Origin of the sequence: Pseudomonas sp. FSL R10-0399, from assembly GCF_009600165.1 — a bacterium.
Taxonomy (GTDB): Bacteria; Pseudomonadota; Gammaproteobacteria; order Pseudomonadales; family Pseudomonadaceae; genus Aquipseudomonas; species Aquipseudomonas helleri.
In genome coordinates, this window is record NZ_WIWK01000024.1 from 49,142 (window position 1) to 60,445 (window position 11,304).

Genomic DNA, 11,304 nt, shown 5'->3' on the forward strand with positions numbered 1-11,304 from the left:
TTCCACACATAGGGATGGAGGGCGGCCCCGAGAGTCGCCCGAGCAGCCCTGATGGCCGCATGCGAGCGAGCATTCTACCCGGAAACGGCGGTGAGGAAAGTGGCGTTATTCCACGATACTGGTACAGCGTTGTGACGGGGCCTGACTAAAATAAGGCCTTTTTGCGGAACTTCAACCCATGCAGTGAAGAAGTTACCTATTGATTTTGCATATAAACTTAACCGTTTCAGGTCTGTGTCGAGGGAAATGGCGGTTTCTGCTAGGATTGCCATTCAGTTTTCTCAGGTGTTTGATCATGGCATTTCGCCCACACCCAGCACGTGCACCCGCCGTTCTGCTCCGCGAGGCCAAGCCCCTAAAAGCCATCTTCGGCCATGCCAAGCGCCTTGCGCACCTGCAACGCCTGCTTGAAAGCCAACTCCAGCCTGCCGCCCGCGAACATTGCCACGTGGCGTCCTGGCGTGAAGGTAGCTTGTTGTTAATCGTCACCGATGGCCATTGGGCCACGCGTTTGCGCTACCAGCAAAAACGCCTGCAGCGTCAATTGCAGGCCTTTGACGAGTTCGCCAGCCTGACCCGGATTTTGTTTAAAGTGCAGCCGCCGACCGTGCAAGCCAAAGTCGGCGGGCACACCCATGACCTGTCAGTGGATGCCGGGCAAACCATCCAGGCCACCGCCGAAGGCATCAGCGACCCGGCCCTGCGCGCAGCCCTTGAGCGCCTGGCCAGCCACGCCCGACCAAAATAAACCCACAATATGTAGTCGCTGACGAGGAACGAGGCTGCGATACGGGCCGCAGGACCGCCGCTTCATTTACGCTTGCCATTACCCAGCAACGACCCCAATAACCCGCGCACCAATTGACGGCCCATCTGGCTCGCGGCCTGGCGTGCCATCGATTGCAGGGCTTTGCCCGTACTCGTCCCCAAAAACTCACCCGCCTGATCCAGCAAGCTCGGCTCATGGGGCGCCGCCGGTGCTTGCCCTTCTGGCGCCTGGCCCTTGCGCGCCTGCAGCACTTCGTAAGCCGATTCGCGGTCTATGGGTTTGTCATAACGCCCCTGCAAGGGCGAACTGGCAATCAAGGCCGCCCGCTCAGCCTCACTAAGCGGCCCGATGCGCGACTGCGGCGGCGCAATCAATACGCGCTGAACCATCGCTGGCGTGCCCTTTTCTTCGAGCATGCCCACCAACGCCTCGCCGGTCCCCAGTTCGGTCAACACCGCCAAGGCACTAAATGCCGGGTTCGGGCGAAACCCGTCGGCCACCGCCCTCAGCGACTTTTGCTCTTTAGCGGTGAACGCACGCAATCCATGCTGAATGCGCAAACCCAATTGCGCCAGCACCGTGTCAGGCAAGTCCGCCGGTGATTGCGTGACAAAGTACACGCCTACACCTTTGGAACGAATCAACCGAACCACTTGTTCCAAACGGTCTTGCAGTGCCTTGGGCGTATCGGCAAACAACAAATGCGCCTCGTCGAAAAACAGCGCCAGCAAGGGCTTGTCGGCGTCGCCACGCTCCGGCAATTGCTCAAACAGCTCAGCCAACAGCCACAACAGAAAGGTCGCATACACTTTGGGCGCTTCGTGCACCAGGCGGCTGGCATCCAGCAAATGGATGCGCCCACGGCCATCGCTAGCAGGCTGCAAGAGGTCTTCGAGTTGCAGCGCAGGCTCACCAAACAACGACTCGGCGCCCTGCTGCTCCAACGTGGCCAAACGGCGCAATAACGCCTGACTGGACCCTGTCGTCATCAACGCTGCGTCTTCGCCCAGCACGTCCGGGTTCTCACGCAAATGCCCGAGCAGCGCCTTGAGGTCTTTGAGGTCCAGCAGCAACAAGCCTTCGCGATCGGCCACTTTAAACGCCGCGTACAACGCAGACTGCTGGCTGTCGGTCAGCTCAAGCAAACTGCCCAGCAGCAACGGCCCCATTTCGCTCAGGGTTGTGCGCAACGGATGGCCCGTTTTGCCCTGGATGTCCCACAGAGTGACCGGGTACGCCTTGGGCTGATAATTCAGCCACGGCATGCTGGCAATGCGCTCCGCAATTTTGCCTTGGGGATTGCCCGCCGCGCCCAGCCCACACAGGTCGCCCTTGATGTCGGCGGCAAACACGGCAACCCCCGCATCGCTGAATTGCTCAGCCAAACGTTGCAGGGTGACGGTTTTACCGGTCCCCGTGGCACCCGCCACTAAACCATGGCGATTGGCCAAACGTAATGACTGAGCAATGGGCTGACCCGCAAGGTCAGCGCCGAGTACAAGAGCAGAAGAGTCAGGCATTTTGCCACCTTTGATTAATCTTTCACGGGTCCGCGTCGATACCCTCTTAATGCTAGACCAGAAAATTCCTGATTTAGCGTAGGAAAGCCCACTTATAAATACTCAAATCGCTTCTGTTCTAGCCGTGATTTGTAGAGTGCGCGTTTTACAGCGTGTAGGCCTCACATTTATAGAACTTAGCGGACCCTTCTAGCCATGAATAAAAACCTGCGTTTCAGTCATAAAATCCTGCTGGCTGCGTCCCTGATTGTCATAGCCGCGTTCTCACTCTTTGCCTTGTACAACGATTACTTGCAGCGCAATGCCATCCGCAACAACCTCGACAACTACCTGCATGAGATGGGCAGTGTCACCGCCAATACCATTCAAACATGGCTCGGCGGGCGCATTTTGCTGGTCGAAAACCTCGCACAATCGTTGTCCATCAACCCCGAGCCCGCCCAAGCCGCCAGCTTGCTGGAGCAGAAGGCGCTGACCAGCACCTTCATGGCCGATTACTTTGGTGACAACCAGGGCGCATTCACCATTCGCCCTGACAGCAAAATGCCCGACGGTTTCGATCCGCGCACCCGCCCCTGGTACAAGGACGCCGTCAACAGCGCCAGCGCCAGCCTGACCGAACCGTACATTGATGCGGTCACCGGGCAGATGATCATCTCGATTGGCAGCGCCGTGAAAAAATCCGGGCAGACACTGGGCGTGGCCGGTGCTGACCTGAGCCTGCAAACCATCACGGACACCATCAATGCTTTGAACTTTAATGGCCTGGGCTATGCCTTTCTGATCAGTGGCGACGGCAAAGTCCTGGTTCACCCGGACAAAACCCTGGTCACACAGTACCTGAAGGATATTTACCCGCAGGACACGCCGCCCATCAGCAGCGCGTTCAGCGAAATCCAGGCCAACGGCAAAACCCGGATCGTGACCTTTACCCCGGTCAAAGGGCTGGGGAACGTCAACTGGTCGATCGGTCTGTCCGTGGACAAAGAAAAGGCCTTTGCCGCACTGAACACATTCCGGACATCGGCGGTGATTGCCACGGTGATTGCCGTAATTTCGATCATCGCCCTTCTCGGCCTGTTGATCCGCTTGCTGTTGCAGCCCCTGCACGTCATGACCCGCGCCATGCAGAACATTGCCGAAGGTGAAGGTGATTTGACCCGCCGCCTCGACGTAACCTCAAACGACGAGTTCGGCACCCTGGGCAGTGCGTTCAACGACTTTGTAGAGCGCATTCACACCTCCATGCGCGAAGTGTCATCTGCCACCGCGCAGGTTAACGAAGTGGCCCTGCGCGTGGTCAGCGCCTCCAACTCGTCAATGCTCAACTCCGACGAGCAGGCCAGCCGCACCAACAGTGTTGCCGCCGCCATCAACGAACTGGGCGCCGCCGCCCAAGAGATCGCCCGCAACGCCGCCCAGGCCTCACAACAGGCCAGCGACGCCCGCGGTCTGGCGACCGAAGGCCAGCAAGTGGTTGAGCGCAGCATCAGTTCCATGCAGCAACTGTCGCAAATGCTCGGCACGTCCAGTGGTCATATCGAGTCGCTCAACGGCAAGACCGTGAACATTGGGCAGATCCTCGAAGTGATCACCAGCATCTCGCAGCAAACCAACCTGCTGGCCCTCAACGCCGCCATTGAAGCGGCCCGTGCCGGAGAAGCCGGGCGCGGCTTTGCCGTGGTAGCCGATGAGGTGCGCAACCTGGCACACCGCACTCAAGAGTCAGCGCAGCAAGTGCAGGCAATGATCGAAGAGTTGCAAGTCAGTGCCCGCGCTTCGGTCAGCACCATGGACGAAAGCCAGCGCCACAGCGAAGACAGCGTCGAAATCGCCAATCTGGCCGGTGAGCGGCTGGTCAGCGTGACCGAACGTATTGGTGAGATTGACGGCATGAACCAGTCCGTGGCGACCGCAACCGAAGAGCAAACCTCGGTGGTTGAGTCGATCAACATGGACATTACCGAGATCAATACGCTGAATCAGGAAGGGATTGAAAACCTGCAGTCCACCTTGCGCGCCTGCACCGACCTCGAACAACAGGCCGCTCGTCTCAAGCAATTGGTGGGCAGTTTCCGTCTCTAAGCACTCTGTAGGAGCGAGCTTGTCTCGCGATTTTTTGATCGTTTAAAAGATCGCGAGGCAAGCTCGCTCCTACAGATAGCCTTACGGCTTGGGGTCTGCTTCAGCGTCTTGCTGTAGTTGCTCCCAAAGCCTGGCGGCGTCAGGAAAATCAGTGCCATCCTCGGGGCTGAGGGCGTCCGGGTCGTAACGACTCAAACAGCCCTCACCCACCGTGGCGGGCGCGCTGGAGGTAGCCTTGTCGAGTGGATCAGTCATGGCGAATCCTCCAGCGTCCAATCTGTAGAAAATCCGTGGGAGCGGGCTTGCTCGCGATGCAAACGACTCGGTTTGTCAGACGCACCGGGCAGACACTATCGCGAGCAAGCCCGCTCCCACAAAAACCTTCTCGCATCAAAACACGACAGTTTTGTTGCCGTGCACCAGGACGCGGTCTTCGAGGTGATAACGCAGGCCACGGGCCAGCACCATCTTCTCGACGTCACGGCCGAAACGCACCATGTCTTCAATGCTGTCACTGTGGCTGACGCGAACCACGTCTTGCTCGATGATCGGACCGGCGTCCAGCTCTTCGGTAACGTAATGGCATGTTGCGCCGATCAGCTTCACACCGCGCATGGACGCTTGGTGATAAGGCTTGGCACCCACAAAAGACGGCAAGAAGCTGTGGTGGATGTTGATGACTTGACCGGCGTATTCGCTGCACAGGTCAGGCGGCAGAATTTGCATGTAACGCGCCAATACCACAACTTCAGCCTCGTGGTGTTTGACCAGACTCGAGACTTCGGCAAACGCCGGCTGCTTGTCTTTCGGGTCAACCGGTACGTGGTAAAACGGAATACCGTGCCACTCCACCATGCTGCGCAAGTCATTGTGGTTAGAGATAACGCACGAAATATCGCAGTCCAGCTCATCGCTGTGCCAGCGGTGCAGCAAGTCTGCCAGGCAGTGAGATTCACGGCTGGCCATCAATACCACGCGTTTTTTCTGCGCTGTATCGGTAATACGCCACTGCATCGAAAACTCTTCAGCGATCGGGGCAAATGCCTCGCGAAACGCCTCAATGCCAAACGGCAAAGAGTCGGCACGAATTTCGTGACGCATAAAGAACCAACCGCTTTGGTCGTCCGAGTGGTGGCTCGCTTCAGTGATCCAGCCATTGTGGGAGGCCAGGAAATTACTGACCTTGGCGACAATGCCGACGCCGTCGGGGCAGGCGATCACCAACCGAAAAGTGCGCATGAGGGGAAAACTCCAAAACTTTACTAAGGCCGCCATTCTAGCGAGTGCGCAGCAAAACTACAGTATTCGTTGAGCCTTATTGCCTGTGCCACGGGGTCGCGGTGCAAAAGCGTCGACGCCAACAGCGCCGTGGCCTGCATTGAATTTATCGATCCGTTGATACTATTTATTAATGACTTTGATTAAGCCCGGGTATCGACCTATTTAACCGGCTACATAGTGCAGACTGACAAAAGTTAATGAATAAAAATTTAAATTAATCTGACATTGGATATTTACTTGCTGAAACTGTCTGACTATTATTGCGCCACTGTCTCCCTGTCACCACTTCAGCATAAGGTAAGCCTCATGTCCTTGATCAACGAATACCGCGCAACAGAAGAAGCCATCAAAGAACTGCAAGCTCGCCTGAAGAACCTGTCGGAAGACGACAAACTTCAAACCGAGCTGGAATTTGAAGGCAAACTGCGTACGCTGATGGGCGAATACCAAAAGTCGCTGCGTGACATCATCGCGCTGCTGGACCCAGAAGCCAAAGCAAGCAAAGCACCACGTGGTGTTGTTAAAACCACCGGCACCAAACGTGCCCGTAAGGTTAAACAATACAAAAACCCGCACAACGGCGAAGTGATTGAAACCAAAGGTGGCAACCACAAAACTCTGAAAGAGTGGAAAGCCAAGTGGGGCAGCGACGTGGTTGAAGGCTGGGCAACTTTGCTCGGCTAAGTGATTGCGAACACCTCGCGTGTTCAGCAACACCCATAAAAAACGCCAGCTTGCTGGCGTTTTTTTATTGCCCGTCATTTAGTCCGTTTCAGTGCCCGCAGTTACCAGCCCTACTCGCCGGCTCAGGTTCTGGGCGTAACGCTGCCATTGCTCCAAGAGCTTCAACTGCGCAGGCGTTGCGCTACGCGCCAGGCCTTCTACGGCCTCGCTGAACTGGCTCAGGGTCAACGGCGCACCAAAGGCCGGGTCGGTCAAACGCTGTTGGCAAAACTGCTGCCAACGCTCCTGTTCTTGCTCACTCAAGGTCGCTGGAAAGTTTCGCGCGCGGTAACGGAATAATAATTCAGGCAACCGTTCGTCATCAAAAGGCCACGTATCTTTACCCAACTGTTCCGGATCACTTAAGCGTACTTGCTCACACAACCGGCGGTCGCGGTCACCGAGAAAACCGTCATACAGTAGCTGCTCCGGGTCCTCACTGGGAGTGAAGTCTTCGCGGGCATAAATAACATTTAACTTTTGCTGCCAAACTTCCTGGGCCTCTATCAGCACCTGGGCACGTGCTTGATAATCCGCCATGTCCAACTGCAAACGCTGCTGATCCTGCGCACGCACAACAGTTAACGGGGCGACGACCGGACAACGATTAACGTGAATCAGCTTAAGTCCAATGGGTAATTGACCTTCGGCTAATTCTTCGCGCCGCGTATAAAGCAGCGCACGAAGCGATTCAGCCTCCATGTCCATTAAAGGCTGCGGATCAAAATGCAGGTCATAGACAATCAATGCATTACGGTTTTTGGGATGCCAGGCCAAGGGTAAAACCACACCGATATAATGCCGCGCCGCCGAAAAACGCCCCGAGATATGCACCATGGGTTGCAACAATCGAACTTGATCCAGCACCCGCTGTTTAGTTCGCAATTGAAATAACCAGTCATACAGTTTTGGTTGTTTTTCACGGATCAGACGCGCCAATGCAATGGTTGCACGCACATCAGACAGCGCATCGTGTGCCTGACCATGGTCAATGCCGTTGGCGGCCGTCAAACGCTCAAGCTTGAGCGTCACCCGCCCGTCTTCTTCGGGCCACACAATGCCTTCAGGGCGTAGCGCATACGCCGCACGCACAACATCAATCAAATCCCAACGACTGTTACCGCCTTGCCATTCGCGCGCGTAAGGATCGAAGAAGTTGCGGTACAGACTATAGCGCGTGACTTCGTCATCGAAACGCAAGGTGTTATAGCCCGCCCCGCAGGTGCCCGGCTGCGCCAATTGCGCATGGGTGCGGGTCATGAACTCGGCTTCGCCCAGGCCTTTGTCTTCCAGAACGCCCGGGGTAATGCCGGTAACCAGGCAAGCCATGGGGTGCGGCAGGATATCGTCGCTGGGCTGGCAGTACAGATTGAGCGGCTGGTCTATCTCGTTGAGCGCAAAGTCGGTGCGGATCCCGGCAACCTGCACCGCACGATCGTTGCGCGGATTGATGCCGGTGGTTTCGTAGTCGTACCAGAAAATGGAAGTCACGGGGTGTTCCTGAGCAGTATTCCCACTCAGTCTAGGCGTTCAACGCCAGGCAAGACCAGCCCGAAGCCTTAAGGGCAAGCTGCTGGTCTCGTCTGCGCCAGCCCGTCAGGCAGAGGCTTGTCTGGGGTAAAAGCTGAAATAGTGGTGCAGGTCGTCGATCAGCGCGAGGTATTCCTCAGGCGGCTGATAGAGGATAAAACCGGAGTCATAGACGTTGGGCGTAACATCTTCACGGCACCACAGGCATCGGGCGACAAGGTCGATCAAGTGCACCTGACCATCACTGCCGGGGAGCTTGAAGCGTAGCTGAAAGTCGGCCTCGACCAGCAGAGGCAAGTGGCTGATCAACACCAGACCGCCCTCGGAGGCATTGCCCAAATACCCCATGGGCTTGTCCGTGAAGCGATTGAAGACTTTGAGAAAAGATGTCAATTTGTGACGCTGGATGCGGCGCTCAGTAACCATATTGAATTCACTTGTAAAGGCCCGGGGTAACTGCCCGGAAGGCCGCACGCCAAAGGGCTGCCGACCAGGCACTGAGTCTTACGGTGTTGCGTACCGATTCAGGTAAAGCGTAGTCAATAAATAACCGGGTGATGGCTATGCGCCATCAATTACCGCCAAGATCCCGCCACGCAGGGGTTATGGCCCCGTGGCGCGCACTCAACACTCAACACGCCTCAAATCTTCGCCGGCAGGGCTTGAGCCTGACTGGGGCCAGGAATGAACTTGAGGATACGCAGCGTTTCGATCCGAGCCTTGGCCCGATAGGCGTACTCGCTCTTCGGGAACTCGTTGATGATGTATTGATAGGTCTGGGCGGCATCCAGGTAAAACTTTGTACGCTCAAGACACAGCCCGCGCAACATTGCCGTTTGCGGCCAGATATAAGGACGGCTGCGGCTGTCACGGTCTACCTCTGACAGCTCCAGCATCACCGCTTCACAATTACCACGGTCATACGCCCGGTAGGCATTGTTCAAATGATGGTTCATTGACCAGCGGGTACAGCCAGCAACACTGCTGACCACCACTAAAATTAGCAAAAAGCGCATGGGCATCTCCTGTTCTCAACAGTGTATCGACCCCGCCGGCAAATTCTTCATAGCCTGTGCACCACAACTTAAGTCGAAAGTAGTGCAGAGGAACAATGACTACAGCCAAAGACCATAGTAGCCTTTGGCAGCGCTTGAACTCAGGAGTCTTTGCATGTCCGTTCGTCGAACTAAAATCGTTGCCACACTTGGCCCTGCCAGCAATTCCCCGGAGATGCTTGAACAGCTGATCCTCGCTGGCCTGGACGTCGCCCGTCTGAACTTTTCCCACGGCACTCCCGATGAGCACAAGGCTCGCGCCAAGCTGGTGCGTGACATCGCCGCCAAGCACGGCCGTTTCGTCGCGTTGCTGGGTGACCTGCAAGGCCCGAAAATCCGTATCGCCAAATTCGCCAACAAACGCATCGAACTGAAAATCGGTGATCGTTTCACCTTCTCCACCAGCCACCCGCTGACCGAAGGTACCCAAGAAGTTGTTGGCATCGATTACCCGGATCTGGTCAAGGATTGCGGCGTCGGTGACGAACTGCTGCTCGATGACGGTCGCGTGGTCATGCGCGTTGAAACCGCCACTGCCGATGCTCTGCACTGCGTGGTGTTGATCGGCGGCCCGCTGTCGGACCACAAAGGCATCAACCGCCGTGGTGGTGGCCTGACCGCCCCTGCGCTGACTGAAAAAGACAAGGCTGACATCAAGCTGGCTGCCGAAATGGAAGTCGACTACCTCGCCGTGTCGTTCCCGCGTGACGCCGCTGACATGGAATACGCCCGTCAACTGCGTGACGAAGCCGGCGGTACCGCTTGGCTGGTAGCAAAAATCGAACGCGCTGAAGCAGTAGCCGACGACGAAACCCTCGACGCACTGATCAAAGCCAGTGACGCGGTCATGGTTGCCCGTGGCGACCTGGGCGTTGAAATCGGCGACGCCGAGCTGGTGGGCATCCAGAAAAAAATCATTCTGCACGCACGTCGCCACAACAAGGCGGTGATCGTTGCGACCCAGATGATGGAGTCGATGATCCAGAACCCGATGCCAACGCGTGCCGAAGTGTCCGACGTTGCCAACGCAGTTCTCGACTACACCGACGCCGTGATGTTGTCGGCCGAAAGTGCTGCCGGTGCTTACCCACTGGAAGCCGTGCAGGCCATGGCGCGTATTTGCGTCGGCGCTGAAAAGCACCCGACCAGCAAAACCTCCAGCCACCGCATCGGCAAGACCTTCGAAAGCTGCGACCAGAGCATCGCGCTGGCGGCCATGTACACCGCCAACCACTTCCCTGGCGTTAAAGCGATCATCGCCCTGACTGAAAGCGGTTACACGCCGTTGATCATGTCGCGCATCCGTTCCTCGGTGCCGATCTACGCGTTCTCCCCGCACCGCGAAACCCAGGCCCGTGCGGCCATGTTCCGTGGCGTCTACACCGTACCGTTCGACCCGGCTTCGTTGCCGCCAGAACAAGTCAGCCAGGCCGCTATCGACGAACTGCTCAAGCGCGGCGTCGTAGAGAAAGGTGACTGGGTCATCCTGACCAAGGGCGACAGCTACCACACCATCGGTGGCACCAACGGCATGAAGATCCTGCATGTCGGCGACAAAATGGTGTAAGCCCTAACCGGCCCACACCCAAAGCCCCGCCCGAGCAATCTGGCGGGGCTTTTTTATAACAACCCGCACCGTTCCTGTGTAGGAGCGAGCTTGCCTCGCGATCTTTTGACCTTAAAAGATCGCAGCCTTCGTGCCTCGACAGCGCCTACATCAACTGCGGGTCAAAAATGCATCGGCCAACAGCTGATTGCGCGAAAGCCCGGCCAAAAACAGCCGTTTGGCAAACGCTTCAACCGTGTCCGGATGGCCGCAGACCAGCGCGTGGGTCTGCCGCGCAACCACACGCAACTGCAACAGATAGTCTGCCAACTCGCTGCGCAGCACCCACTCAAGCGTCAGGTTGGCATGTTCGGCCGCCAATGCTTGCAACTGCACCCTGAGATAAAACTCGCTGTCATCGCGGGCCACGTGCACCAGCCGGATCGGCCCTTGATGGTCTTGGCGCAGCGCCTCGCGCAGCACGCCAAACAGAGGCGCCAGCCCGGTCCCCGCCGCCATTAGCCACAGCGGCTGCTCTTGCCAGTCCGGGTCGTAGCGCAACGCCCCGCCACGCAACTCGCCCAAACGCACGGGATCGCCCACCTTGAACTGCCGGGCCGCATCGGCAAATTCGCCGGGGTGCGCGCAATCGACATGGAACTCCAGAAAGCGGTCTTCATCAGGCAGGCTGGCCAACGAATAAGGCCGGGCGATGCCGCCGGCAGTCCACAGCACCACATGCTGCCCCGCCCGATAGCGCAGAGGGCGCTGCGCCCCCAAGCGCAGGCGCAACAC

11 protein-coding genes and 1 pseudogene are annotated in these 11,304 nt (G+C 57.3%); 5 read left to right on the top strand and 7 right to left on the bottom strand.

The features are described from left to right. The first annotated feature begins 295 nt into the window (after positions 1-295). The gene (locus GHO41_RS09750) at positions 296-748 is read left to right on the top strand and encodes a DUF721 domain-containing protein (protein ID WP_048370590.1); all 453 of its coding nucleotides are present in this window, start codon (positions 296-298) and stop codon (positions 746-748) included. Positions 749-810: 62 nt separating this feature from the next. On the opposite strand, the gene GHO41_RS09755 is transcribed toward GHO41_RS09750, so the two are convergent. After that, positions 811-2,289: a helicase HerA-like domain-containing protein gene (locus GHO41_RS09755; protein ID WP_153390009.1), complete on the bottom strand. Its 1,479-nt coding sequence runs from the start codon at positions 2,287-2,289 to the stop codon at positions 811-813. Positions 2,290-2,484: 195 nt separating this feature from the next. Between GHO41_RS09755 and GHO41_RS30695 the strand changes: the two are divergent. Together GHO41_RS30695 and GHO41_RS30700 are read left to right on the top strand one after the other, a co-directional pair. Then, positions 2,485-3,516, top strand: a pseudogene (locus GHO41_RS30695) (cache domain-containing protein); the annotation flags it as partial. A 93-nt stretch (positions 3,517-3,609) separates the two neighbouring features. Then, on the top strand, positions 3,610-4,374 hold the full coding sequence (locus tag GHO41_RS30700) for a methyl-accepting chemotaxis protein (RefSeq protein ID WP_371928888.1): 765 nt from the start codon (positions 3,610-3,612) through the stop codon (positions 4,372-4,374). 81 nt (positions 4,375-4,455) lie between these two features. Here GHO41_RS30700 and GHO41_RS29770 read toward each other — a convergent pair whose 3' ends face one another. Next, positions 4,456-4,629 carry a hypothetical protein gene (locus GHO41_RS29770; RefSeq protein WP_173430627.1) on the bottom strand — a complete coding sequence of 58 codons (174 nt, stop codon included), beginning with the start codon at positions 4,627-4,629 and terminating at the stop codon, positions 4,456-4,458. Positions 4,630-4,764: 135 nt separating this feature from the next. Next, positions 4,765-5,613 (bottom strand): formyltetrahydrofolate deformylase, encoded by an 849-nt coding sequence (gene purU / locus GHO41_RS09765; RefSeq protein WP_153433440.1) that lies wholly within the window; start codon positions 5,611-5,613, stop codon positions 4,765-4,767. 348 nt (positions 5,614-5,961) lie between these two features. Here purU and mvaT point away from each other — a divergent pair, with 348 nt between their 5' ends. Then, complete coding sequence (gene mvaT, locus GHO41_RS09770) at positions 5,962-6,339, top strand: histone-like nucleoid-structuring protein MvaT (RefSeq protein WP_048370601.1); 378 nt, start codon at positions 5,962-5,964, stop codon at positions 6,337-6,339. A 78-nt stretch (positions 6,340-6,417) separates the two neighbouring features. On the opposite strand, the gene sbcB is transcribed toward mvaT, so the two are convergent. From sbcB to GHO41_RS09785, 3 genes are all read right to left on the bottom strand, one after another. Further along, complete coding sequence (sbcB, locus tag GHO41_RS09775; protein ID WP_371928887.1) at positions 6,418-7,869, bottom strand: exodeoxyribonuclease I; 1,452 nt, start codon at positions 7,867-7,869, stop codon at positions 6,418-6,420. Between the two features lie 105 nt (positions 7,870-7,974). Beyond that, the gene (locus GHO41_RS09780; RefSeq protein WP_153433442.1) at positions 7,975-8,334 is read right to left on the bottom strand and encodes a PilZ domain-containing protein; all 360 of its coding nucleotides are present in this window, start codon (positions 8,332-8,334) and stop codon (positions 7,975-7,977) included. 215 nt (positions 8,335-8,549) lie between these two features. Further along, on the bottom strand, positions 8,550-8,924 hold the full coding sequence (locus GHO41_RS09785; RefSeq protein ID WP_048390709.1) for a tol-pal system YbgF family protein: 375 nt from the start codon (positions 8,922-8,924) through the stop codon (positions 8,550-8,552). A gap of 154 nt (positions 8,925-9,078) precedes the next feature. Between GHO41_RS09785 and pyk the strand changes: the two genes are divergently transcribed. Further along, on the top strand, positions 9,079-10,530 hold the full coding sequence (gene pyk / locus GHO41_RS09790; RefSeq protein ID WP_048370609.1) for a pyruvate kinase: 1,452 nt from the start codon (positions 9,079-9,081) through the stop codon (positions 10,528-10,530). Between the two features lie 150 nt (positions 10,531-10,680). Here pyk and GHO41_RS09795 read toward each other — a convergent pair. Beyond that, positions 10,681-11,304, bottom strand: a 624-nt coding sequence (locus GHO41_RS09795) for an iron-sulfur-binding ferredoxin reductase (protein ID WP_153433443.1), incomplete at its 5' end; no start/stop codon positions are given.

Bases quoted from the DNA above. Each gene is read 5' to 3' on its own strand.
- GHO41_RS30700 (WP_371928888.1), top strand. From the start codon at position 3,610: ATGCTCAACTCCGACGAGCAGGCCAGCCGCACCAACAGTGTTGCCGCC.
- pyk (WP_048370609.1), top strand. From the start codon at position 9,079: ATGTCCGTTCGTCGAACTAAAATCGTTGCCACACTTGGCCCTGCCAGC.
- GHO41_RS09780 (WP_153433442.1), bottom strand. From the start codon at position 8,334: ATGGTTACTGAGCGCCGCATCCAGCGTCACAAATTGACATCTTTTCTC.
- GHO41_RS09750 (WP_048370590.1), top strand. From the start codon at position 296: ATGGCATTTCGCCCACACCCAGCACGTGCACCCGCCGTTCTGCTCCGC.
- GHO41_RS09785 (WP_048390709.1), bottom strand. From the start codon at position 8,924: ATGCGCTTTTTGCTAATTTTAGTGGTGGTCAGCAGTGTTGCTGGCTGT.
- purU (WP_153433440.1), bottom strand. From the start codon at position 5,613: ATGCGCACTTTTCGGTTGGTGATCGCCTGCCCCGACGGCGTCGGCATT.
- GHO41_RS29770 (WP_173430627.1), bottom strand. From the start codon at position 4,629: ATGACTGATCCACTCGACAAGGCTACCTCCAGCGCGCCCGCCACGGTG.
- GHO41_RS09755 (WP_153390009.1), bottom strand. From the start codon at position 2,289: ATGCCTGACTCTTCTGCTCTTGTACTCGGCGCTGACCTTGCGGGTCAG.
- mvaT (WP_048370601.1), top strand. From the start codon at position 5,962: ATGTCCTTGATCAACGAATACCGCGCAACAGAAGAAGCCATCAAAGAA.